This is a genomic window from Agromyces mediolanus (assembly GCF_023715325.1).
Taxonomy (GTDB): Bacteria; Actinomycetota; Actinomycetes; order Actinomycetales; family Microbacteriaceae; genus Agromyces; species Agromyces mediolanus_A.
In genome coordinates this window covers 46518-69094 of the sequence record NZ_JAMBNX010000007.1, presented here as the reverse complement: position 1 = coordinate 69094, position 22577 = coordinate 46518, and the positions used below count along the sequence as shown (strand labels likewise).

The window sequence follows — 22577 nt, the reverse complement described above, 5'->3', positions numbered from 1 at the left end:
GCAGCATGCCCGGAACCGGGTGCGGGCGCTGCTCGCAGGACTGTAGCCGGGTCGGGCGGGGCCATCGGGCGTCTGAACGGGCCTGAGAAGGAGGAAAGCCCCGGCACTCCTGCCGGGGCTTTCCTTCTGTATTGAGATTCGTGAACCAAATCGCTTGGTTTCGTGAATCTCTCATGGTGCGCAAGGGGGGAGTTGAACCCCCACGCCCTTTCGGGCACACGGACCTGAACCGTGCGCGTCTGCCTATTCCGCCACTTGCGCATGCGGGCACTCGCGTGCCAGCCGGTCGAGACTAACACTTCACCGCCACGAACTCCATTCGGCGGCCAGCCGCCTTCGTCCCGCCCCGCCCAGTCCGGCTGCGAGTTGCACGACGCATGCGGCGGCACGCCGGGACCTCCCCGGCGTGCCGGAGGATTCGTCGTGCAACTCGCACCCCGGCGCCCGCCGCATGACGCTCCGAACCCGCTGAGCGTCCGCCCCGCCCCTCGCGGGCCGCACGCCTCCGGGCATAGCATCGGACGCGGGTGTTGACGCCCAGACCGACGTGACGACGATGACGTGACGAAAGGACCGGCGTGACTACCGTCGACCCCTCCCCTGACCTCTCCCCCATCCGCGCCTGGCTCTTCGATCTCGACGGGGTGCTGACGCCGACCGCGGTGGTGCACATGCACGCCTGGGCGCGGCTCTTCGCCCCGTACCTCGCCGAGCACGGCGCGGCCCCGTACACCGAGGCCGACTACTTCGCGTACATCGACGGCAAACCTCGCTACGACGGCGTCCGCAGCCTGCTCGAGAGCCGAGGCATCCGCGTCCCCGAGGGCGAGCCGAGCGATCCGCCGAGCGCCGACACGGTGCACGGGCTCGGCAACCGCAAGAACGCCGTCTTCACCGACACCCTCGCCGAGGAGGGCGTCTCCGCCTATCCGGCGAGCGTCGCCTTCCTCGACGCGATCGAAGCGGCCGGATGCCTCGCCGCGGTCGTGTCGAGCTCGAAGAACGCGCCCGAGGTGCTCCGCGCCGCCGGCCTCGCCGACCGCTTCGAGGTCGTCGTCGACGGCGGCTACGCGGCCACCGAGCACCTGCCCGGCAAACCGGCACCCGATACCTACACCCGCGCCGCCGAGCTCCTCGGGGTGCCCTCGACGGTCTGCGCGGTCGTCGAGGACGCCGAGTCCGGCGTGCAGGCCGGCGCCGCCGGCGACTTCGGCCTCGTCGTCGGCGTCGATCGGGGCGTCGGACGCGATACGCTGCTGCGGCTCGGTGCCGACGTCGTCGTCGACGAGCTCGACGAGCTCGTTCCCGCGCTCAGCACCGCACCGCCCTCCCCCGACCCCACGACTCGAAAGCGCCCTGCATGAGGTTCGCCGACACCGACCCACTGAACCGCACCCGGTTCCCGCTCGACGAGTGGGCGCTGGTCGAGACCGATTTCCAGGCCGACGACCAGGGCCGCACCGAGACGCTGTTCGCCGTCGGCAACGGCTACCTGGGCCTCCGCGGCAACATCGAGGAGGGCCGCGACGGCTACGCGCACGGCACCTTCGTGAACGGCTTCCACGAGACGTGGCCGATCCGGCACGCGGAGGAGGCCTTCGGCTTCGCCCGGGTCGGGCAGACGATCGTGAACGCGCCCGACGCGAAGATCATCCGCCTCTACGTCGACGACGAGCCCCTCGTCATCACCGAGGCCGAGATCCTCGCCTACGAGCGTCGGCTCGACTTCCGCACGGGCGTGCTCAGCCGCTCGATCGAGTGGCGCACGCCGGCGGGCAAGCGCGTGCTGATCACGAGCCGCCGGATGACGAGCTTCGTCGACCGGCATCTCGCGGTGATCGACTACGAGGTCGAGCTGCTCGACGCCGACGCGGCGGTCACCATCACGAGCCACATCCTGAACCGCCAGGACGGCCGCGACGAGTACCGCTCGGGCGTCACCGAGGCGCCGGGCGCCTTCGACCCGCGCAAGGCCGAGACCTTCACCGAGCGCGTGCTGCAGCCGCGGGTGAAGCGGCAGAACGGCGACCGCTACCTGCTCGGCTATCAGACCACGAACTCGGGGATGACCATCGCGGTCGGCGCCGAGCACGCCATCGCGACCGACAATCCGTACACCGAGACCGGCACGATCGCCGACGACCTCGCGAAGCACACCTACCGGGTGCAGGCGAAGCAGGGCCACCCGATCCGGGTCACGAAGCTCGTGAGCTACCACTCGGCGCGCTCGGTGCCGGCCCGGGAGCTCGGCGACCGCGCGGACCGCACCCTCGACCGGGCGCTCGAGCTCGGCGTGACCGAGCTCTTCGTGCAGCAGCGCGACTGGCTCGACGACTACTGGACCCGCTCCGACGTCGAGGTCGGCGGGCAGCCGCTGCTGCAGCAGGCGATCCGCTGGAACCTGTTCCAGCTCGCCCAGGCCTCGGCGCGCACGGACGGCGGCGGCGTGGCGGCGAAGGGCGTGTCCGGTTCCGGCTACGGCGGGCACTACTTCTGGGACTCCGAGGTCTACGTGATGCCGTTCCTCACGTACACGGCGCCGGTCGTCGCACGGAACGTCATGCGCTTCCGCCAGAAGATGCTGCCGGCGGCGCGCGCCCGTGCGCTCGAGCTGAACCAGCAGGGCGCCCTCTTCCCCTGGCGCACGATCAACGGCCTCGAGTCGAGCGCGTACTACGCGGCGGGCACGGCGCAGTACCACATCGACGCCGACATCTCCTATGCGCTGATGCACTACGTGCAGGCGACCGGTGACGAGGACTTCCTGGCCCGCGGCGCGATCGACATCCTCGTCGAGACGGCGCGCATGTGGGAGGACCTGGGCTTCTGGCGGCACAACGCCGACGACGTGTTCCACATCCACGGCGTGACCGGACCCGACGAGTACACGACGGTCGTGAACGACAACCTGTACACGAACGTGATGGCGCGGGCGAACCTCGAGGATGCGGCGAGCGCCGTCGACCAGTTGCAGGTGCGGCATCCGCTCGAGTACCACAAGCTCGTCGAGCGACTCGGAGTGACCCCGGCGGAGGTGGCCGGCTGGCGCCGCGCGGCGGCGCACATGCACATCCCCTTCGATGCGAAGCTCGGCGTGCACCCGCAGGACGCCGCGTTCCTCGACAAGGAGCTCTGGGACCTCGGGCAGACCCCGGAGCAGCTGCGCCCGCTCCTACTCCACTACCACCCGCTCGTCATCTACCGCTTCCAGGTGCTGAAGCAGGCGGACGTCGTCCTGGCGCTGTTCCTCCAGGGCGACCGGTTCACGACCGAGCAGAAGCTCGCCGACTTCGAGTACTACGACCCGCTGACCACGGGCGACTCGACGCTCTCGGCCGTGGTGCAGTCGATCATGGCGGCCGAGGTCGGGTACCACGAGCTCGCGCTGCGCTACTTCCGTTCCGCGCTCTTCGTGGATCTCGCCGACCTGCACCACAACGCGTCCGACGGCGTGCACGTCGCGTCGACCGGCGGCGTGTGGGGGGCGCTCGTGTTCGGCTTCGGCGGGTTCCGCGACCATCAGGGCAAGTACAGTTTCGACCCGCGGCTCCCGGACGGCTGGGACGAGCTGACCTTCCGCATCACGCTGCGCGGCACCCGGATCCGCGTCACGGTGCAGCCGGACGCGATCCGCTTCGTGCTCGAGACGGGCGAGCGCGCCGAGCTCTCGGTGCGCGGCTCCTCGGTCGTCGTGACGGCCGACGCGGAGGTGACCGTGCCGCTCGACGGGCAGGGCCCGCGCATCCTCGGCCGCCCGACGATGCGCGACGTGGAGGGCGCCCGGCGGGCCGACGGCACGCTGCTCACGGCCTCGGTGCCGACCCTCTCCCTCGACGTCGACGAGGGCGATGCGACCATCCCCCTGGACTGATCGCCCAGCATTTTCAGCCGCTCGCGCTAACATGACGCGAAGTCAGACACCGGAATCGGGAGACCTGTGGGCCTACTGGACAACTTCGAGAAGGGTCTCGAGCGCGCCGTCAACGGCGCGTTCGCGAAGACCTTCCGTTCCGGTCTCCAGCCGGTGGAGATCACCTCTGCCCTGAAGCGCGAGATCGACACGAAGGCCGCGGTCGTCTCGCGCGACCGCGTCCTGGTGCCGAACACCTTCACGGTGCGGATGTCGCCGGAGGACTACGACCGGATGTCGCGGCTGGGCCCCGCACTCACCGACGAGCTCGTCGACCTCGTGCAGAAGCACGCGGCGAGTCAGCGCTTCCAGTTCGCGGGCGGCATCACGATCGCGCTCCAGCCCGACGACGCGCTGAGCGTCGGCATGGTGCAGGTGGACTCGCAGAACGTGAAGGGCCAGGTCGCCTGGACCCCGGTGCTCGACATCGACGGCAAGCGGTACCCGATCATCAAGGGCCGCACGGTGCTCGGCCGGGGCAGCGAGGCCGACATCCCGCTCGGCGACACCGGCGCCTCCCGGCGGCACGCCGAAGTGCAGTGGGACGGCTCGCGCGCCCGGGTGCGCGACCTCGGCTCGACCAACGGCACCCAGCTCGACGGCGCCCCGGTCTCCGACTCCGTGCTGGAGCCGGACTCCGTGATCACCATCGGGCGCACCCGCATCGTGTTCCGCATCCTCGCGCAGGCCGCGACCGCGCCGCGCCGCGAACCTGCGACCGAGCGCCACGACATGAACGGGTTCTGGGGGCCGGCCGAATGAGTCAACTCACCCTGCTCGTCCTCCAGATCGGCTTCCTGCTGCTGATGTGGGTGTTCGTGTTCGCGATCGTCTACGCCCTGCGCAGCGATCTGTTCGGCCAGCGCGTGCGCAAGCTCCAGCCCGATGCCGCGCAGGCGGGCACGCCCGCCGCATCCGGGTTCCCCAGCTCCCCGATCACCCCCGGCGGCGGCACCCGGAAGCCGGCGCCCGCGGCCGCGCCGCCCGCGAACGGCGAGATCGCGTCCGCGCAGAACGCGCGCACGCTCGTCATCACCTCCGGCCCGAAGGTCGGCGCGGAGTTCCCGCTCGGCCGCGACGAGATCACGATCGGCCGTTCGGCCGACTCGGCGATCATCATCCGCGACGACTACACCTCGACCCACCACGCCCGGCTCATGCTGTGGAACGACCGGTGGATGATCCAGGACCTCGATTCCACGAACGGCACGTTCCTCGACGGCTCCCGGGTGAGCGTGCCGACCCCGATCCCGCTCGGAGTCCCGGTCAAGGTCGGCGCGACGACGTTCGAGCTCCGGCGGTAGCCCCATGACGCACGTCAAGGCGAGCGCGGCGGTCTCCCACGTCGGCCGGGTCCGGAGCAACAACCAGGACTCCGGCTTCGAGGGCAACCACCTCTTCTTCGTGGCCGACGGCATGGGCGGCCACGCCGGCGGCGACGTCGCCAGCGCGATCGCGACCCACCGGATCGCGGAGGTCGACCGCGCCTTCGACGACCCGACCGAGGCCGCCGCGACGCTCGAGGGCGCGCTCATCTCGGCGAACCGCCGGCTCGCGGAGACCGTCGCCGAGCACTCCGAGCTCACCGGCATGGGCACGACCGTCAGCGCGATGATGCTGACCGGCGACCGCGTGGTCATCGCGCACATCGGCGACTCCCGCATCTACCTGCTGCGCTCGGGCGAGCTCAACCAGGTCACGATCGACCACACCTTCGTGCAGCGCCTGGTCGATGCGGGCCGCATCACCGCCGAAGAGGCCATGGTGCACCCCCGGCGCTCGGTGCTGATGCGGGTGCTCGGCGATGTCGAAGCGTCGCCCGAGATCGACACGATGGTGCTCGAGACCCGCCCCGGCGACCGGTGGATGCTCTGCTCCGACGGCCTCTCCGGCGTCGTCTCCTTCGAGGAGATCCACGACTTCCTCGCCGCCGACCAGAGCGCCAAGCCCGTCGCGGAACGGCTCGTCAAGGCCTCGCTCGACGGCGGCGCCCCCGACAACGTCACCGTCATCGTCGTCGACATCGGCGAGCCGCCGGCGCCGGAGACCCCCGGCGTGATGGTCGGTTCCGCCGCCGCGCCGCTCGCGTTCAAGACGCCCGAGCCGGCGCGGCCCCGCGGCATCCGCCTCACACCGTTCCGCCCGCACCCCGTGCAGGAGACGCACTTCGAGCCGGACTCGGTCGACTACTTCGACGAGCTGATCGAAGAGGACGAACGGCGTCGCCGACGACGGCGCATCGTCTGGGGCGCGTGGATCGTGCTGCTCGTCGGCGCGATCGTCGCGGCCTTCGTCATCGGCTACCAGTGGACCCAGACCCGGTTCTACGTCGGGGAGCACAACGGCCGCGTCGCGATCTACCAGGGGATCCAGCAGAACCTCGGACCGATCTCACTGAACGAGCTGCACACCGAGACCACGATCGACGTGTCCGAGCTGCGCACCTACGACCAGCAGCGGGTCGAGCAGACCATCAGCGCCGACTCCTACTCCGAGGCGTCCCGCATCGTGCAGCGATTGGAGGCGTCGCTTGACTGAGCCCATCGCCCCCATCTCGTCCGGTTCCCGGAGCTCGTCCGGTTCCCGGATCTCGTCCGGTTCCCCGAGCTCGTCTGGTTCCCCGAGCTCGTCGAGGGGCCGGCGTGCCGCCGGCAGCGCCACGCCGCCGTCCGGCATCCGCCGCATCCGCCTGCCGCAGAAGCTCCGCAACCTCGAGCTCGCGCTGCTGCTGTTCGCGTGCGCCATCAACGCCGGGGCGATCGTGCTCGTGCAGCTCGGCGCGCTCGGTGCCATCGACACCCAGCTGATCCTGCTCGGCGCCGGGCTCTCGGCGCTCGTCCTCGCGCTGCACATCTCGATGCGCTTCGTCGCGCGCGACGCCGATCCCTTCCTGCTGCCGATCGCGACCCTGCTGAACGGCATCGGCATCGCGATGATCTACCGCATCGACATCGCCGAGGGCGACACCGGCTGGGACAGCGCCGCCGTGCGCCAGATCGTCTGGAGCGCGATCGCGATCGTCTGCGCCATCGCGACGATCCTCGTCATCCGCAACCACCGGGTGCTGTTCAAGTACACCTACCTCTCCGGGCTCGTGGCGATCGTGCTGCTGCTGCTCCCGCTCGTGCCCGGGCTCGGCGACGACCACGACGGCGCGCAGGTGTGGATCTCGATCGCCGGCGTCATGAACTTCCAGCCCGGCGAGATCGCGAAGATCGCCCTCGCCGTGTTCTTCGCCGGCTACCTCGTGCGCAATCGGGACTCCCTCTCGATGGTCGGCCGCACTTTCCTCGGCATGCGCTTCCCGCGCGCCCGGGACCTCGGCCCGCTGCTCGTCGTCTGGGCGCTTTCGATGGCGGTCATCGTGTTCCAGCGCGACCTCGGCACCGCCCTGCTCTACTTCGGGCTGTTCCTCGTCATGCTGTACGTCGCGACCGGTCGGCTGTCCTGGATCGTGCTCGGCCTCTCGATGTTCCTCGCCGGCGCCCTCATCGCGAGCCAGGTGCTGGAGTACGTCGGCAACCGATTCGCGAACTGGCTGAACCCGTTCGACCCGGCGCGCTACGAGGCCGAGGTCGGCGGCAGCTACCAGCTCGTGCAGGGCCTGTTCGGGCTCTCCAACGGCGGGCTGATCGGCACCGGCTGGGGCCAGGGGCGCCCCGACATCACCCCCGTGCCGCAGTCGGACTACATCATCGCGAGCCTCGGCGAGGAGCTCGGCCTCGCCGGCATCTTCGCGATCCTCGCCCTGTATCTGCTGTTCGTCTCCCGCGGCTTCCGCATCGGCTTCGCCGGCCAGGACGACTTCGGCAAGCTGCTCGGCGTCGGGCTCTCCTTCGTCGTGGCGCTGCAGGTGTTCATCGTGGTCGGCGGCGTCATGCGGGTCATCCCGCTCACCGGTCTCACGACGCCGTTCCTCGCGGCCGGCGGATCCTCGCTGGTCGCCAACTGGATCATTGTGGCGCTCCTGCTCCGGCTCTCCGACACGGTCCGAAACCATCCGAGGCTGGTGATCGACGGATGAACCGTGAACTGAAGCGCATCACGATCCTCGTGTTCGTCATGTTCCTGTCGCTCTTCGTCGCCTCGACGATCGTGCAGTACGCCCAGGCGGAGGCCCTCGCCGAGGACCCGCGCAACTCGCGCACGCTGTACGAGAGCTACTCGGTCGAGCGCGGGCCGATCCTCGTCGGCGGCGAGCCGATCGCGTACTCGCAGCCGTCCGACGACGACTACAAGTTCCAGCGCGTCTACGCGAACGGCCCGCTGTACGCGCCGATCACCGGATTCCTGCCCGTCAACGGCGAGGCGACGGGCCTCGAACGTTCACTGAACTCCTATCTGAGCGGGCAGTCCTCGACCCAGTTCTTCGACCAGCTGAATCGACTGATCTCCGGGCAGGACCCGATGGGCGCCTCCGTCGAGGTCGCGATCGACCCCGTCGCCCAGCAGGCGGCCTGGGACGCGCTCGGCGACTACACGGGCGCGGTCATCGTCACGGAGCCCTCGACGGGACGCATCATCGCGATGGTGACGAAGCCGACGTACGACCCCAACACGCTCGCCGTGCACAACAGCGCGCAGGTGCAGGAGAGCTACCAGGGCCTCATCGACGATCCGTCCGACCCGCTCTTCAACCGGGCGACCGGCGGCGACATGAATCCCCCTGGCTCGGTGTTCAAGCTCGTCGTGACGGCCGCCGCCCTCGAGTCGGGCAAGTACACGCCGGACAGTACCTTCCCGAACCCGGCCACGCTGACGCTGCCGGGCACGGACTCCGTCGTCCGCAACACGGATGGCGGCGCGTGCGGCGGCGGCGCCGCCCAGGTGACGCTCGCGGATGCGCTCCGCCTCTCGTGCAACATCCCGTTCGCCGAGCTCGGCATGGCCCTCGGTGACGACGCGATCCGCGAGCAGGCCGAGAAGTTCGGCTTCGACACGGAGTTCGACATCCCCACGGCGACCCAGCCCAGCACCTACCCGCGCGTGCTCGACGAGCCGCAGACCGCGCTGACCGCGTTCGGGCAGGGCGACGTCCGCGCGACGCCGCTGCAGATGGCGATGGTGTCCGCGGCGATCGCGAACGGCGGGATCGTGATGAACCCGAATCTGGTCGATCAGATCACGGCTCCCGACTTCGCTCCCCTGCAGGAGTTCCAGAAGAGCGAATTCGGCCGTGCGATCAGCAAGGAGACGGCGGACACCATGGTGCAGATGATGGTGAACGGCGTCGAGAACGGCGCCGCGAGTAATGCAAGAATAGACGGCGTCAGCGTGGCTGGGAAGACGGGCACCGCGGAGAACGGCGAGAGTGACCCGTACACTCTCTGGTTCACCGGTTTTGCCCCGGCCGACGCCCCCCAGTACGCGATCACGGTCCTGGTGGAAGACGGCGGGGGACAAGGGCAAGAGGGGTTCGGCAACGGGATTGCCGCACCGGTGGCGAAACAGGTACTAGAGGCGGTGCTGAACAAATGAGACCGAGCGCAGGGCTCACCTTCGGTGGGCGCTACGAACTGCAGTCGCGCATTGCGATCGGCGGCATGGGCGAGGTGTGGCAGGCCACCGATCTCGTCATCGGCCGCCAGGTCGCCCTCAAGATCCTGAAGGACGAGTACCTCGGCGACCCGGGCTTCCTCGAGCGCTTCCGCGCCGAGGCCCGCCACGCGGCGCTGGTGAACCACGAGGGCATCGCCAACGTCTTCGACTACGGCGAAGAAGACGGCAGCGCCTACCTCGTGATGGAGCTCGTGCCCGGCGAGGCGCTCTCGACCATCCTCGAGCGGGAGCACGTGCTCTCGACCGACAAGGTGCTCGACATCGTGGCCCAGACCGCCGCGGCGCTCCAGGCCGCGCACGCGGCCGGCCTCGTGCACCGCGACATCAAGCCCGGCAACCTGCTGATCACGCCCGACGGGCGGGTGAAGATCACCGACTTCGGCATCGCCCGCATCGCCGACCAGGTGCCGCTCACGGCCACCGGCCAGGTGATGGGCACGGTGCAGTACCTCTCGCCCGAGCAGGCCTCCGGCCACCCGGCGTCGCCGACGACCGACATCTACTCGCTCGGCATCGTCGCGTACGAGTGCCTCGCCGGCCGTCGCCCGTTCACGGGCGAGTCGCAGGTCGCGATCGCGATGGCCCAGATCAACGAGACCCCGCCCGAGCTGCCGGTGACGGTCTCCGAGCCGGTGCGCAACCTCGTCTACGCGTGCATCGCGAAGAACCCCGCCGACCGTCCGCAGACCGCGGCGCATCTCGCGCGCGCGGCGACGGCGCTGCGACGCGGCGACGTGCAGGCGGCCGCGGCCGCGGTGCCGGCGGTGCTCGGCACCGGCGACGGCACGGCGGCGACGCTGCTGCTCCCGCAGCAGGGCGCTCCGACCGCGGCGACGACCGTGCTCGCTGCGGGCGCCGGTGCGGCCGCGGGCACCGCGCTCGCAGCCGACGGATCGGCCGAGGGCGACGAGACCGAGGGCGGCAAGAAGAAGCGCAGCAAGTGGACCTGGCCGCTCATCATCCTGATCACGATCCTCGCGATCGTGCTGATCGGCATCATCGTCGCGCTCGCGCTGAACGGTGGCGGCAAGGCGGCCCCGTCGACCTCGAGCACGCCCCCGGCCACCTCGAGCTCCCCGCCGAGCTCGACGCCCCCGCCGACCTCCGAGGCGCCCGACACCATCCAGATCGACCGGACGCACTTCATCGGCATGAACATCGATGCGGCCCGCTCCGAGATCGACGCCCTCGGCCTGCCGGTCAACGCCGTCGAGGGCGGGCCCGCCACCGAGCCCGGGCTCGCCAACACCGTGTCCGACGTCAACCCGAGCGGCCCGGTGCAGCCCGGCACGACGATCACGCTGACCTACTACGGTGAGCCCGAGACCCCGTCGGCCCCGGGCTCGGCGCCGACGGTCGATCCGGATTCGGTGACGCCCGGTCAGTCGTTCACGGTGTCGTGGCCGGCGGCGAGCTGCCCCTCCGGGCAGACCCTCTCGGGCTACAGCATCACCGTCGACGGCCCGGCGGCGCAGCCGTCGCCCGTCTCGGCCGACGTGCGAAAGGTCACGATCGCGACGAACGGCGACGCCACCGGTCAGGTGAACGTGAGCTACAGCTACTTCTGCGGTCAGCTGAGCTCGCCCTCGTCCCCGGCGGCGACCGTGACCATCGACGACTCGCCACTGCCCGGCAACGGGCAGTCCGGCGGAAACTGACGCGGACCCCCGCCGCTCCACCGCGCGCGAGCATCTTCGCGCCGAGGAAAGGAACTGCACGACGTGAACGATGAAGGACGCATTCTCGCGGGTCGCTACCGCGTGGGCGCGCTCATCGGGCGCGGCGGCATGGCGGACGTGCACGTCGGCACCGACTCCAGGCTCGGCCGCCAGGTCGCCATCAAGCTGCTGAAGCCGCAGCTCGCGACCGACCCGGCGTTCCGGATGCGGTTCCGGCAGGAGGCGCAGTCGGCGGCGCGGATGGCCCACCCCACGATCGTCCGCGTCTTCGACGCCGGCGAGGAGACCGTGGTCGACGCGTCGGGCCACGAGGTGCAGCTCCCCTTCATCGTCATGGAGTACGTCGAGGGTCGCCTGCTGAAGGACGTCATCAACGACGGACCGCTCGAACCGCAGGCCGCGGTCCGCGTCGCGGAGGGCGTGCTCACCGCGTTGGAGTACTCGCACCGGGCCGGGGTGGTGCACCGCGACATCAAGCCCGGCAACATCATGATCACCACCACCGGTCAGGTGAAGGTCATGGACTTCGGCATCGCCCGCGCGGTCTCCGACTCGTCGACGACGGTCGCGCAGACGACGGCGATTCTCGGCACGGCCTCGTACTTCTCGCCCGAACAGGCGAAGGGCGAGGTCGTCGACGCCCGCACCGACCTGTACTCGATGGGCGTGGTGCTGTTCGAGATGCTCACGGGTCGACCGCCGTTCCGCGGCGACACCCCCGTGGCCGTGGCCTACCAGCACGTCAGCGAACGCCCGGTCAAGCCGAGCGTCATCAACCCCAAGGTCTCGCCGGCGCTCGACGCCGTCGTGATGCACGCGCTCGCGAAGAACCGCGACGAGCGCTACCAGACCGCGGCGGAGTTCCGCGCCGACGTCGAGACCGCCGCTTCGGGCCGGGTGCCGGTGCATCGCGAGCCCGACAGCACGGCGATGCTCTTCGATGCCCCCACCGGCTCGCTCTCGAGCTCGGAGCTCGCCCTCCGCCAGCTCACCGAGGACGAGACGATGGCCCGCACCCAGCGGCGCCCACCGGCGGTCTGGATCTGGTCCGGCATCGTCGCCATCATCGTCATCGTCATCGCGGTCATGTACTGGGCGCTGAACCTGCAGCCGAACTCGGAGCTGCCCAGCGACGTCGCCCGCATCCCAGACCTCAGCGGCCAGACCTACGAAGAGGCCGCCGCCACGCTGAAGGACCTGAAGCTCCCCGCGACCCGGATCGACCAGACCGACCCGAGCGTCGAGGCCGGCAAGGTGATCAACACCGACCCGCCGTCCGGCGAGACCGTCGCCAACGGCACCGTCGTCACCGTCTACGTCTCGACCGGCCGGGAGGCCGTCGAAGTGCCCGACGTCACCAACATGACGCTGGACCAGGCGAAACAGGCGCTCACCGATGCCGGGCTCGTGCCCGGCAGCGAGACCCGGGACAATTCGCCCACCGTGGCCGAGAACACCGTGCTCTCGACCGACCCCGCGGCGAAGACCAAGGTCGAGGCCGGTGCCACGGTGAAGCTCACCGTCTCCAGCGGCAAGGTGACGCTCACCGACCTCACCGGCCAATCGCTGGAGGCGGCCAGCTCGATGCTGCAGTCGCAGAGTCTGCAGCTCGTGCCCGTGCCCGTGCCCGACTCGGATTGCCCGTCGGAGCCCGGCTCGCCGGTCATCCAGCAGTCGCTCGCACCGGGAGACGTGCCGCAGGGCTCCGAGGTGCAGCTGACCTACTGCGCGGGCTGAGCGCTACTTGAGCAGCGGGTTCAACCCGGTGGCGCGCTCGCGCGCCTCGGGCAGCCCGGCGGCCGCCAGCCAGTTGCCGAGCATGCGGTAGCCGCCCACGGTGAGCACCGACTCCGGATGGAACTGCACTCCGTAGATCGGCGCGCGCTCGTGACGCAGCCCCATGATCACGCCGCCCTCGGTGCGGCTCGTGACGACGAGCTCGGGCGGGAGCGTGCCGTCCACGACGGCGAGCGAGTGGTACCGCGTGGCGGTGAATGGCTGCGGGACCCCGTCGTAGAAGGCTCCGTCGTCGTGACGGACGTTCGAGGTCTTGCCGTGCATGAGTTCTTCGGCGTTCGTGACGACGCCGCCGAAGGCCTCGGCGATCGCCTGGTGGCCGAGGCACACCCCGAGCAGCGGCTGACCGCTCGCGAGTGCGGCGTGGACGACGGGGATGGAGATGCCGGCGTCGGCCGGCTTGCCCGGGCCGGGCGAGACGAGCACCGCGTCGAACTCCGCGAGCCGCGCGGGCACGTCGGCGACGGCGATGTCGTCGTTGCGGACGACCTCGGTCTCGGCACCGAGCTCCTGGAGGTAGCCGTTCAGGGTGTAGACGAAGCTGTCGTAGTTGTCGATGACGAGGACGCGGAACATTTACTCCACCGTGACGTTGATCGGGTTCAGGATGAGGTCGACCCAGGGGAACACCCAGGTGAAGAGGGCGTAGACCGCGGCGGCGGCGAGCACGAGCAGGATCAGCAGCCGCAGCCACCAGGGGCCGGGCAGAATGCGCCAGAGGGCTCCGTACACGTCACTGCTCCCATCGTGCGACGTCGGCCGCGATCTCGGCCGGGGGGCCGGCGGACAGCGGCTGCCAGGACTCGAGCACGCCGTACGCGATCAGCCGTTCGGCCGTGGAGTACAGCGGGTTGCAGGTCGTCAGCGTGATCAGGCGCTCGCTCGGCTGCAGCTCGGGGCGATGCGGCACCGGAGCGAGCACCTCGACGGCGTCGGGCGTGACGTATTCGAAGTCGCGGAAGCGGTAGGTGTACCAGCCGTCCTTCGTCTGGATGAAGATGCCGTCGCCGAGCTGCAGCTGCTCGATCTCGTGCATGCCGCCGCCGTAGGCGCTGCGGTGCGCGGCGATCGCGAAGTTACCGACCTCGCCGGGCATCTGCGTCTCGGGGTAGTGCCCGACGCCGAGCTCGAAACTGTTCAGCACGTCGAGGCCGTAGCCCTCCGCCACGGTGCGCACCGAGTCCACGGTGCCCGGGCTGTTGAACCGCGGCACGTACATGATGGCGAACGGATCGGCGTTGCCGTACTCCGTGGTGTCGACGACCGGGTCGCCGTAGTCGGCGGGGTCCGGCGGCGGAGCGTCCCCGCGGGCGGCGCGCTCGTCCTCGATCCACTTCAGCGACTGATTGGACGCGGCCTGCGACTGCTGACCCGCCATGATCGCGTCGTTCCACCACAGCTGCCAGCCGAGGAAGAGCAGGATCACCACGCCGGCCGTCACGAGCAGCTCGCCGAACACGCCGACGACGCTCACACGCGGGCGCGGCTTCGCAGAGCGACGCGCGGCGCGTCGCCCACCATCAACCGATGCGGGCGCGGTCATATCCGTGAGTCTACTGCTGCGGTCCTGTGTCGGAACCGAGTCCTCCCCGGCGCGGGATGGGCGCAGCGCCCGAGCTCGGTTAGAATCTCGGGCATGGCACGTGCGAAATCCTCAAGGCCCGCGAATGCGGAGCAGCCGAGCAGCGAAGAGGCCCCGAACCCCGTCTGGTTCAAGCCCGTGATGTTCGGCTTCATGCTGCTCGGACTGGCCTGGATCATCGTCTTCTACGTCTCCGGCGGCGCATGGCCGATCGCCGACCTCGGGCCGTGGAACATCCTCATCGGCTTCGGCATCGCCTTCATCGGCTTCCTCATGACCACCCGCTGGCGCTGACGTCGGCCGACCGGCTCCGACCGCAACGGGGGCGAGTGCTTCGGCACTCGCCCCCGTTTCACGTCTCCGCCACGCGATCGAACTGCTTTCCACAGCTCTCCACAGTGTTCCGCCTGTTCTCCACAGCAGCCTGTGGAATCTGGGGATAACCGTTCAGCACGCCCGATTCCCGTGATTCCGGGCCTCTGGAGCGGCATCCGCTGAATCACACCTCTGTAATTCTCCCCAGGCTGTGGAGAGGGTGTGGATAACTCAGAACGCGCCGATCTTCCATCGCGCCACGAGGAAGCCGAGCACGAAGAGCGCGACGACGAGCCCGATCAGCAAGCCGATCTGCAGGCCGCGGCGGGAGCGGTCGCGCGTCTCGAGGTAGATCAGCCCGACGAGCGCACCGCCGACGAGCCCGCCGAGGTGCGCCTGCCACGAGATGTTGGCTCCGGGCAGGAACCCGATCGCCAGGTTGATCGCCAACAGCACGTAGAGCTGCGTCAGATTGCCGCCGAGCCGGCGCTGGATCACGACGAACGCGCCCATCAGGCCGAAGATCGCACCGGAGGCGCCGAGCACCCAGGTGAACGGGTCGGCGAGCACCACCACGCCGATGGAGCCCGCGAGGCCGGCGATCAGGTAGAGCGCGAGGAACCGCCACCGGCCGAGCATCGACTCCAGCAGCTGTCCGAACAGCCACAGCGTGTACATGTTCAGCAGCACGTGCAGGATCGAGCCGTGCAGCAGCAGGCTGGTGATCGCCCGCCACGGCTCGATCGAGAGCACGAACGCCTGCGGCGTGAACGCGAACAGGTTCGTCAGCAGCGATCCGGTGAGGAACTGCAGCAGGTAGACGACGAGCGTCACCCCGATGATCGAGTACGTGACCACCGGAGCACCGCGACCGGCGGCGCTGCGGATGCGCGTGAAGGCGGCCGGCTTCGTGCGCGGCGCCTGCGCGCGCTGCTCACGCATGCACTCCGGGCAGATCACTCCGACGGGCGCGGGCGTCTGGCACTCACCGCAGACGGTGCGGCCGCAGCGCTGGCACAGTACGTAGCTCCGCCGATCGGGATGCCGATAGCAGAAGTCCTCGCGGGACGGCGCGCCGTCGCTCACCCGATGCTCGAGCGTCTCGTGCGGGTCAGCGCTGCTCGACGGAGATCGACTCGATCACCACGTCGTCGAGCGGCTTGTCGCGACCGTCGGTCGGGACCGCGGCGAGCTTGTCGACCACGGCCTGGCTGGCGGCGTCGGTCACCTTGCCGAAGATGGTGTGCTTGCCCTGCAGCCAGGTGGTCGGGCCGACCGTGATGAAGAACTGCGAGCCGTTGGTGCCGCCACCCGTGATGCGGTCGGGGCCGGCGTTGGCCATGGCGAGGACGTAGGGCTCGGTGAAGTCGAGCTCGGGGTTGATCTCGTCGTCGAACTGGTAGCCGGGGCCGCCGATGCCCTGGCCGAGCGGGTCGCCGCCCTGGATCATGAAGCCCGGGATGATGCGGTGGAACACGACGCCGTCGTACAGGGGCACGCCGGTCTGCTTCTCACCGGAACCCGGGTGCGTCCACTCCTGCTCCCCGGTCGCGAGACCGATGAAGTTGCGCACCGTCTTCGGCGCGTGGTTGCCGTAGAGCTCGACCTCGATCGGGCCGTGGTTCGTCGTGATCGTCGCAACAGCGGTGGGGAGAGCAGCCATGTCGGCCATTCTCTCATGCACGAAGCGGCATCCGGTGGCAACCCCCGACGACTCCCACCTCGTTTCCAGGCGGTTCGGTGGCAAGATGGAGGAGTTCGCTGCACAACGATGGAGGTCGACATGAGCCTGTCACGCAAGCGCCGGAAGGAACTCAAGCGGCTGCGGGGGAGTGCGGAAGAACTGTGGGGGAACCAGCAGGCCGTGCTCGAGCACGCGAATTCCGTCGCCCGTGAGGCCAGCCGCCAGCTCGGCAACCTGACGCGCGAAGAGGTCGTTCCGCGGGTGAGAGACGGCTACCAGACGTATGTCCGTCCGGGACTCGACACCGCGCGGGTCGCCGCCAGGCGCGCCGGCGACACCGCCGAGCGCACCCTCGGGGGCTTCCTCGGCTCGGTGCTCTCGGTCGGCGACATCGCCAACGACACCCGCGTGCGCCGTGCCCTCGAGCGCGTCACCCCGCGTGCCGCACTCGTCGAGCAGAAGAAGGGCCCCGGCGTCGGCACGATCCTCGCGATCGGCGCCGGCGTGGTGGTCGCGGCGGGGGTCGCGTACGCCGTCTGGCAGACGTTCCGCGCCGACGACGAGCTGTGGGTCGCCGACGACGAGCCCGAGGGCCCCGCGGCATCCTGATTCCCCGCGTCCGTTCCGACGCGCAACCGCACGATGGCCCCGCCGAACCGGCGGGGCCATCGGCGTTTCTCGGCACGATCCGCGCCGATTCCGCCCCAGGCAGGTGCAGTCTCGTCGAACTGTGTAGCATAAACCGGTTCAAATCACCGAAGACTGCTACTCGTGAGGTTCGATCATGACGACACCGGTCGCCGAACAAGTTGTGCTCGCCGTCGATATCGGCGGCACCAAAGTGGAAGCCGCGCTCGTCGACGGCTTCGCCAGGGTCCGTGGCGAGGTGTACCGGCGCCCGACTGGGCGAACGAGCGACACGACCACGCTGCCGCACGCCATCCGTGACGTGGCGACGCGGGCATTGGACGCCGCTCCCCCAGGCGTCGTCGTCGCCGCCGTCGGCGTCGGGTCCGCCGGTCCGCTCGATGTGGCGACGGGCACGATCCACCCCGTGAACATGCCGGCGGCGAACGGGCTCGACGTGGTCGGGCTGCTCCGAGCGATCGCCCTGGCACCCGTCCGACTGGCACTCGACGGACAGTGCATCGCCCTGGCTGAGTCGTGGGTGGGTGCCACCCGTGAGGCGAAGAGCTCGCTCGCGATGGTCATCTCGACGGGCATCGGCGGAGGCCTCGTGGTCGATGGCGACGTCGTCGCCGGCGGGACCGGCAATGCGGGGCACATCGGTCAAATGCTCGTCACCGAGCGCTCGGGGCAGGTGAGGATGCTCGAGGAACTGGCCTCGGGCCCGGGCACCGTCGCATTCGCACGGGAGCTGGGATGGTCGGGCACGACGGGCGAGGAACTCGCCGCGGCGTATGCGAACGGCGACACCGCAGCCGTGGAAGCCGTGACGAGGTCGGCCCGAGTCGTCGGTTCGGCCATCGCGTCGGCTGCCGCTCTCCTGGACCTCGATGTCGTGGTGATCGCCGGCGGCTTCTCGAAGGTCACGCCGCACTATGTGGACGACGTGGCCGAGGCGTTCCGCGCCGTCGTCCCGTTGCCGCATCTTCGCGGGACCCGGATCGTCAAGTCCGAGATCGCCGTGCAGGGCCCCCTGATCGGTGCCGCCGCGCTCGCGTTGAGATCGCTGCGCTGAGGTCCGGTCGGACTCCGCGAGCGCCAGCCGATCACCTCGGGCTTTACAAACTCTCTAAACCGGTTCTACTATCGTCCACAACCATTTGAACCGATTTAGATCCGAGGGTCCGAGATGGCACGAGCCACGATCGCCGACGTTGCACGTCGGGCCGGCGTCAGCAAGGGACTGGTGTCGCTCGCGCTCAACGACCGCCCGGGCGTGAGCGCGGAGACGCGTACGCGGATCCAACGGATCGCCGAGGACATGGACTGGCGGCCGAACCCCGCGGCCCGGGGATTGTCGGCCGGTCGGGCGTTCGCGCTCGGGCTCGTCGTCCACCGGGAGCGCCACACCGTCGAGGTCGACCCGTTCTTCGCCTCCTTCATCGCCGGCGTCGAGGAAGCCCTGTCACAGGACAACCGGGTTCTCGTACTCAGCGTGGTCACCGATGCGGACACGGAGGCTGAGACCTACCGCCGCCTGAGCAAGGACCGTCGAGTCGATGGGTTCCTGCTCACCGACTTCCTGACCGACGATCACCGCGTCGCACTCCTCCGCGAGTTGGACACGCCCGCGGTCATCCTCGGCGATCCCGCCGAGAACATCCCGTTCCCCGTGGTGAGCCGCGACTACGCACGAGGCGTCGAGTCCCTGCTCGCGCATCTTGCCGAGCTCGGCCACCGCCGTATCGCCCACGTCACGGGAGACCTGCAGATGCAGCACGCATCCAGGCGGCGGGATCATTTCCTCACGCACTGCCGCGCGCTGGGCCTCGAGGCGCTGATCGCGGAAGCCGACTTCTCGCCCGAGCGGGGAGCCCAAGCCACCGTCGAACTGCTCGACGGGGATCACCGCCCGACGGCGATCGTCTATGCGAACGACCCGATGGCGATCGCCGGAATCGCGGTCGCCCACGAGCGCGGCCTGAACCTCCCGGCAGACCTCTCGGTCGCCGGCATGGACGGATCCGACATCGGCCGGTACACCTATCCGTCCCTGACCACCCTCAACAACGACCCGGCCGGGTGGGGCCGCCAGGCCGCGGCCGTGCTGCTCGAGCTGATCGAGCAGGGCGAGGCCGCCGACGCCGCGCTCCCGGGCGCGGACCTCATCATTCGCGGCTCGACGGGCGCGCCCGCCTAACCGCGTCGCCCGAAACTCCCCATCGAGCCGCATCCCCCGTACGAACGCGCCCGAAAACTCTCCAAAGGAGGAGAACACATGAAGAAGAAGCATTTCGCGATCGGCATCTCCGCGATCGGCATCGCGAGTCTCGCCCTCACCGCTTGCTCGAGTGGCGACACCGGCGCTGCGAGCGAGGAAGCTCGGGGCCCCATCACGATCTGGTATTCGAACAACGCTCAGGAAGTCCAGTGGGGACAAGCGACGGTCGACGCCTGGAATGCGGAGCACCCCGACGAGCAGGTGAAGGGCCAGGAGATTCCGGCCGGCAAGAGCGGCGTCGAGGTGATCGGCGCGGCGATCGTCGCCGGAACCACCCCGTGCCTCGTCTTCAACAACCTCCCTGCCGCGACCGGCCAGTTCCAGAAGCAGGGCGGGCTGGTCGACCTCTCGTCGTTCCCCGACGGAGACTCGTACATCGAGGCCCGGAGCGGCGCGGCATCCGCGGATCAGTACCGATCCGCGGACGGTGACTTCTACCAGCTGCCGTGGAAGTCCAACCCCGTCATGATCTTCTACAACAAGGACCTGTTCGCGAAGGCCGGCCTCGACCCCGAGAACCCGAACCTCTCGACGTACGACGAGTTCCTCGACAGCGCACGAGCCATCGTGAGCAGCGGGGTCGCGCCCTACGCGATCTACCCGTCGCCGACGAGCGAGTTCTTCCAACCGAACTTCGACTTCCTGCCGCTCTACGCGGCGGAGACGGGCACCTCCATCATCGAGGACGAGGTCGCCACGATCGACAGCCAGGCCGGCCTCGATGTCGCCGAGTTCTGGCGGACGATCTACGCGGAGGATCTCGCCGGGAAGGAGCCCGCGCAGGCGGACTCCTTCGCGAACGGGCAGTCGGCGATGGCGATCGTCGGACCGTGGGCGATCCCGGTGTACGAGGGCAAGGTGAACTGGGGCTCGGTCCCCGTTCCCACGAAGGACGGCACGGCGCCGGAACAGACGTACACCTTCCCCGACGCGAAGAGCGTCGGCATGTACACCTCGTGCAAGAACCAGGGAACGGCGTGGGACTTCCTGAAGTTCGCGACGAGCGTCGAGCAGGACGGCAAGCTGCTCGAGGCGACCGGTCAGATGCCCATCCGGGCAGGGCTCTCGACGGAGTACGCGTCCTACTTCGAGGAGCACCCGGCGTACGTCGCATTCGCGAGCCAGTCGGAGCGCACCGTGGACGACCCGACGGGTCCCAACACGATCGCGACGCTCCAGACGCTCCGAGACTTCTACACGAAGGCAGTGATCAGCGGCGAGGGCGACCTCCAGGCCGAGCTCTCGCAGGCCGCCGACGACCTCACGGCGGAGTGGACCAGGAAGTAATCATGTCGAGCAGTTCGATCCACGCTGCGGCGGCCGCCGGGGCGACCCGGCGGCCCGCCCAGCCGGACGCTCACGGCACGCGGCGGCGACGCTTGCGGAAGGTGCTCGGTCCGCATCCCCTCGGCTGGCTGTTCAGCGCACCGTTCCTCGTGTTCATCGCCGCGATCTTCGCGTACCCGCTCGGGTTCGCGATCTACATCTCCTTCCACGACTACTTCTTCACCGCCCCGGGGGTGGTGGTCGATCAGCCCTTCGTCGGCTTCGACAACTACGTCCGGGTCTTCACCGACCCGAAGGTGCTCCAATCCCTCGGGAACATCGCGATCTTCGTCCTCATCAACGTTCCGCTGACCGTCGTGCTCTCGCTCGTCCTCGCCGCGGCGTTGAACTCCGTCGTCCGTTTCCGCACGTTCCTCCGGGTGAGCTACTACGTCCCGTACGTCACGGCGAGCGTCGCCGTCGTCGGGGTGTGGTTGTTCCTGTTCAGCGGCAACGGTCTCGTGAACCAGATTCTCGGTCCGCTCGCCCCGGAACCGTCGTGGCTCTCGAACGCCTCGCTCGCGATGCCCACGATCGCCTTCTTCGTCACCTGGAAGGAACTGGGCTTCTACATCCTGCTGTACCTCGCCGCGCTGCAGAACGTGCCGAAGGATCTCTACGAAGCGGCGGCGATGGATGGCGCGGGCAAGGTCCGGTCGTTCTTCACCGTCACGGTTCCCGGCGTACGCCCGGCGACGGTCCTGGTGCTGCTGCTCTCGACGATCACCGGGGCGAACCTGTTCACCGAGCCGTATCTCCTCACCAGTGGGGGCGGCCCGAACGGCGCCTCAGCCTCCCCCGTACTCGTGATGTACCAGGAGGGCATCGAGCAGGGCCACCCCGGGTACGCCTCCGCGATCGGCATCGTGCTCGTGATCGCCGTCCTCCTCATCGCCTTCCTGCAGTACCGCTTCGCCGGCGGAAAGGAGAGATAGTGTCTCGCACCGTCCCACGCAGGCGCCGTTCGACGACCGCGGTCTCATTGACCCGGACGCAGGCCGTCGTTCGCGGCAGCGTGCTCGCCCTGGGGGCCATCGCGTTCCTGTTCCCCTTCTACTACATGCTGATCGGGTCGTTGCAGGCCGAGCCCGACACCTCGATCGCCGGGGCGTTTCCCGATCCGACGAATCTGACGTTGGGAAACTACGCCGCCATCGACTCGCGCATCGACCTGTGGAGCGGCCTCGTCAACTCCGGCATCTTCACCGGCGGCGTGCTCCTCTGCACGGTGGTGTTCGGCATGCTCGCCGGGTATGCGCTCGCGATCATGCGATGGACGGGACGCGGCGCCACCTTCGCGCTGACGCTGCTCATCCAGATCGTGCCGTTCCAGCTGCTTCTGATCCCGCTCTACGTCCTCATCACCCGGAGCTACGGTCTGGGCGACACGTATCTCGGCATGATCCTCCCGTTCGCGATCAACGCCACGGCCGTCATCATCTTCCGGCAGTACTTCCTGCAGATCCCTGGTGAACTGTTCGACGCCGCCCGCATCGACGGCGCGGGCGAGATCGGTCTCCTGTGGCGGATCGCCGTCCCGCTGGTCCGTCCGGCCCTCGTCACGGTCGTCCTGCTCACGTTCATCGGGCCATGGAACTCGTATCTCTGGCCGTTCCTCGTCACGAAGGAGGCGGGCATGCAGCCACTCGCGGTGTCACTCGCGAACTACATCAGCAATGTCGCGGCCTCCACGGCGAACCCGTTCGGCGCCACGCTGGCCGGCGCCGTCGTCCTCGCGGCTCCCGTGGTCGTGCTGTTCATCGTGTTCCAGCGGTATTTCATCTCGACCGACATCGGTTCCGGAGTGAAGGGCTAAC

21 protein-coding genes and 1 tRNA gene are annotated in these 22577 nt (G+C 69.2%); 16 read left to right on the top strand and 6 right to left on the bottom strand.

Annotation, left to right across the window (positions count from 1 at the left end):
• Window positions 1-174: 174 nt before the first annotated feature.
• A tRNA-Leu gene (locus M3147_RS13180) sits at window positions 175-261 on the bottom strand.
• Window positions 262-578: 317 nt separating this feature from the next.
• Here M3147_RS13180 and M3147_RS13175 point away from each other — a divergent pair.
• From M3147_RS13175 to pknB, 9 genes are all read left to right on the top strand, one after another.
• Window positions 579-1364, top strand: coding sequence for an HAD family hydrolase (locus M3147_RS13175; protein WP_251203926.1), 786 nt, complete (start codon window positions 579-581; stop codon window positions 1362-1364).
• Complete coding sequence (locus M3147_RS13170) at window positions 1361-3871, top strand: glycoside hydrolase family 65 protein (RefSeq protein ID WP_251203925.1); 2511 nt, start codon at window positions 1361-1363, stop codon at window positions 3869-3871. Before M3147_RS13175 ends, M3147_RS13170 begins: the two co-directional genes overlap by 4 nt.
• Before the next feature lie 66 nt (window positions 3872-3937).
• Window positions 3938-4672 carry an FhaA domain-containing protein gene (locus M3147_RS13165; protein ID WP_251203924.1) on the top strand — a complete coding sequence of 245 codons (735 nt, stop codon included), beginning with the start codon at window positions 3938-3940 and terminating at the stop codon, window positions 4670-4672.
• Window positions 4669-5214, top strand: coding sequence for an FHA domain-containing protein FhaB/FipA (locus tag M3147_RS13160; protein ID WP_251203923.1), 546 nt, complete (start codon window positions 4669-4671; stop codon window positions 5212-5214). Before M3147_RS13165 ends, M3147_RS13160 begins: the two co-directional genes overlap by 4 nt.
• A 4-nt stretch (window positions 5215-5218) precedes the next feature.
• Window positions 5219-6448: a Stp1/IreP family PP2C-type Ser/Thr phosphatase gene (locus M3147_RS13155; RefSeq protein WP_251203922.1), complete on the top strand. Its 1230-nt coding sequence runs from the start codon at window positions 5219-5221 to the stop codon at window positions 6446-6448.
• 151 nt (window positions 6449-6599) lie between these two features.
• On the top strand, window positions 6600-7934 hold the full coding sequence (locus M3147_RS13150) for an FtsW/RodA/SpoVE family cell cycle protein (protein WP_285873859.1): 1335 nt from the start codon (window positions 6600-6602) through the stop codon (window positions 7932-7934).
• Complete coding sequence (locus tag M3147_RS13145; RefSeq protein ID WP_251203921.1) at window positions 7931-9388, top strand: peptidoglycan D,D-transpeptidase FtsI family protein; 1458 nt, start codon at window positions 7931-7933, stop codon at window positions 9386-9388. The genes M3147_RS13150 and M3147_RS13145 overlap by 4 nt, the downstream gene beginning before the upstream one ends.
• On the top strand, window positions 9385-11127 hold the full coding sequence (locus M3147_RS13140) for a serine/threonine-protein kinase (protein WP_251203920.1): 1743 nt from the start codon (window positions 9385-9387) through the stop codon (window positions 11125-11127). Before M3147_RS13145 ends, M3147_RS13140 begins: the two co-directional genes overlap by 4 nt.
• 63 nt (window positions 11128-11190) lie before the next feature.
• Window positions 11191-12885 carry a Stk1 family PASTA domain-containing Ser/Thr kinase gene (pknB, locus tag M3147_RS13135; RefSeq protein ID WP_308201068.1) on the top strand — a complete coding sequence of 565 codons (1695 nt, stop codon included), beginning with the start codon at window positions 11191-11193 and terminating at the stop codon, window positions 12883-12885.
• 3 nt (window positions 12886-12888) lie between these two features.
• Here the strand turns inward: pknB and M3147_RS13130 are convergent, their stop codons facing one another.
• Genes M3147_RS13130 through M3147_RS13120 form a run of 3 tightly spaced genes read right to left on the bottom strand, consistent with a single transcriptional unit; the run spans window position 12889 to window position 14488 of the window.
• Window positions 12889-13521 carry an anthranilate synthase component II gene (locus M3147_RS13130; protein ID WP_251203919.1) on the bottom strand — a complete coding sequence of 211 codons (633 nt, stop codon included), beginning with the start codon at window positions 13519-13521 and terminating at the stop codon, window positions 12889-12891.
• Window positions 13522-13677, bottom strand: coding sequence for a hypothetical protein (locus M3147_RS13125; RefSeq protein WP_251203918.1), 156 nt, complete (start codon window positions 13675-13677; stop codon window positions 13522-13524).
• A 1-nt stretch (window position 13678) separates the two neighbouring features.
• Window positions 13679-14488 carry a class E sortase gene (locus tag M3147_RS13120; protein ID WP_251203917.1) on the bottom strand — a complete coding sequence of 270 codons (810 nt, stop codon included), beginning with the start codon at window positions 14486-14488 and terminating at the stop codon, window positions 13679-13681.
• A gap of 93 nt (window positions 14489-14581) precedes the next feature.
• On the opposite strand from M3147_RS13120, the gene M3147_RS13115 reads away from it, so the two are divergent.
• Window positions 14582-14821: a cell division protein CrgA gene (locus M3147_RS13115; protein WP_251203916.1), complete on the top strand. Its 240-nt coding sequence runs from the start codon at window positions 14582-14584 to the stop codon at window positions 14819-14821.
• A gap of 252 nt (window positions 14822-15073) precedes the next feature.
• Here M3147_RS13115 and M3147_RS13110 read toward each other — a convergent pair whose 3' ends face one another.
• Together M3147_RS13110 and M3147_RS13105 are read right to left on the bottom strand one after the other, a co-directional pair.
• Window positions 15074-15784, bottom strand: coding sequence for a rhomboid family intramembrane serine protease (locus M3147_RS13110; protein ID WP_251203915.1), 711 nt, complete (start codon window positions 15782-15784; stop codon window positions 15074-15076).
• A gap of 169 nt (window positions 15785-15953) precedes the next feature.
• On the bottom strand, window positions 15954-16505 hold the full coding sequence (locus tag M3147_RS13105; protein ID WP_251203914.1) for a peptidylprolyl isomerase: 552 nt from the start codon (window positions 16503-16505) through the stop codon (window positions 15954-15956).
• Window positions 16506-16625: 120 nt separating this feature from the next.
• Between M3147_RS13105 and M3147_RS13100 the strand changes: the two genes are divergently transcribed.
• The 6 genes from M3147_RS13100 to M3147_RS13075 all read left to right on the top strand — a co-directional run bounded on the left by M3147_RS13100 (window position 16626) and on the right by M3147_RS13075 (window position 22576).
• Complete coding sequence (locus tag M3147_RS13100) at window positions 16626-17135, top strand: DNA helicase (RefSeq protein WP_251203913.1); 510 nt, start codon at window positions 16626-16628, stop codon at window positions 17133-17135.
• Between the two features lie 175 nt (window positions 17136-17310).
• Window positions 17311-18228, top strand: coding sequence for an ROK family protein (locus M3147_RS13095; protein WP_251203912.1), 918 nt, complete (start codon window positions 17311-17313; stop codon window positions 18226-18228).
• A gap of 114 nt (window positions 18229-18342) precedes the next feature.
• Window positions 18343-19353: a LacI family DNA-binding transcriptional regulator gene (locus M3147_RS13090; RefSeq protein ID WP_251203911.1), complete on the top strand. Its 1011-nt coding sequence runs from the start codon at window positions 18343-18345 to the stop codon at window positions 19351-19353.
• A 78-nt stretch (window positions 19354-19431) separates the two neighbouring features.
• Window positions 19432-20721 (top strand): ABC transporter substrate-binding protein, encoded by a 1290-nt coding sequence (locus tag M3147_RS13085; RefSeq protein ID WP_251203910.1) that lies wholly within the window; start codon window positions 19432-19434, stop codon window positions 20719-20721.
• A gap of 2 nt (window positions 20722-20723) precedes the next feature.
• A complete protein-coding gene (locus tag M3147_RS13080; RefSeq protein ID WP_251203909.1) occupies window positions 20724-21695 on the top strand; it encodes a carbohydrate ABC transporter permease in 972 nt (323 codons plus the stop codon).
• Window positions 21696-21820: 125 nt separating this feature from the next.
• Entirely contained in the window at window positions 21821-22576 is a 756-nt protein-coding gene (locus tag M3147_RS13075) for a carbohydrate ABC transporter permease (protein WP_439954203.1), read from the top strand.
• The last annotated feature ends 1 nt before the right edge of the window (window position 22577 follow it).

Excerpts from the sequence above, each read along its gene's own strand:
- M3147_RS13170 (WP_251203925.1), top strand. The coding sequence starts at position 1,361 with ATGAGGTTCGCCGACACCGACCCACTGAACCGCACCCGGTTCCCGCTC.
- M3147_RS13160 (WP_251203923.1), top strand. The coding sequence starts at position 4,669 with ATGAGTCAACTCACCCTGCTCGTCCTCCAGATCGGCTTCCTGCTGCTG.
- M3147_RS13155 (WP_251203922.1), top strand. The coding sequence starts at position 5,219 with ATGACGCACGTCAAGGCGAGCGCGGCGGTCTCCCACGTCGGCCGGGTC.
- M3147_RS13145 (WP_251203921.1), top strand. The coding sequence starts at position 7,931 with ATGAACCGTGAACTGAAGCGCATCACGATCCTCGTGTTCGTCATGTTC.
- M3147_RS13140 (WP_251203920.1), top strand. The coding sequence starts at position 9,385 with ATGAGACCGAGCGCAGGGCTCACCTTCGGTGGGCGCTACGAACTGCAG.
- M3147_RS13130 (WP_251203919.1), bottom strand. The coding sequence starts at position 13,521 with ATGTTCCGCGTCCTCGTCATCGACAACTACGACAGCTTCGTCTACACC.
- M3147_RS13120 (WP_251203917.1), bottom strand. The coding sequence starts at position 14,488 with ATGACCGCGCCCGCATCGGTTGATGGTGGGCGACGCGCCGCGCGTCGC.
- M3147_RS13115 (WP_251203916.1), top strand. The coding sequence starts at position 14,582 with ATGGCACGTGCGAAATCCTCAAGGCCCGCGAATGCGGAGCAGCCGAGC.
- M3147_RS13110 (WP_251203915.1), bottom strand. The coding sequence starts at position 15,784 with ATGCGTGAGCAGCGCGCGCAGGCGCCGCGCACGAAGCCGGCCGCCTTC.
- M3147_RS13105 (WP_251203914.1), bottom strand. The coding sequence starts at position 16,505 with ATGGCTGCTCTCCCCACCGCTGTTGCGACGATCACGACGAACCACGGC.
- M3147_RS13100 (WP_251203913.1), top strand. The coding sequence starts at position 16,626 with ATGAGCCTGTCACGCAAGCGCCGGAAGGAACTCAAGCGGCTGCGGGGG.
- M3147_RS13095 (WP_251203912.1), top strand. The coding sequence starts at position 17,311 with ATGACGACACCGGTCGCCGAACAAGTTGTGCTCGCCGTCGATATCGGC.
- M3147_RS13090 (WP_251203911.1), top strand. The coding sequence starts at position 18,343 with ATGGCACGAGCCACGATCGCCGACGTTGCACGTCGGGCCGGCGTCAGC.
- M3147_RS13085 (WP_251203910.1), top strand. The coding sequence starts at position 19,432 with ATGAAGAAGAAGCATTTCGCGATCGGCATCTCCGCGATCGGCATCGCG.
- M3147_RS13080 (WP_251203909.1), top strand. The coding sequence starts at position 20,724 with ATGTCGAGCAGTTCGATCCACGCTGCGGCGGCCGCCGGGGCGACCCGG.
- M3147_RS13075 (WP_439954203.1), top strand. The coding sequence starts at position 21,821 with ATGCTGATCGGGTCGTTGCAGGCCGAGCCCGACACCTCGATCGCCGGG.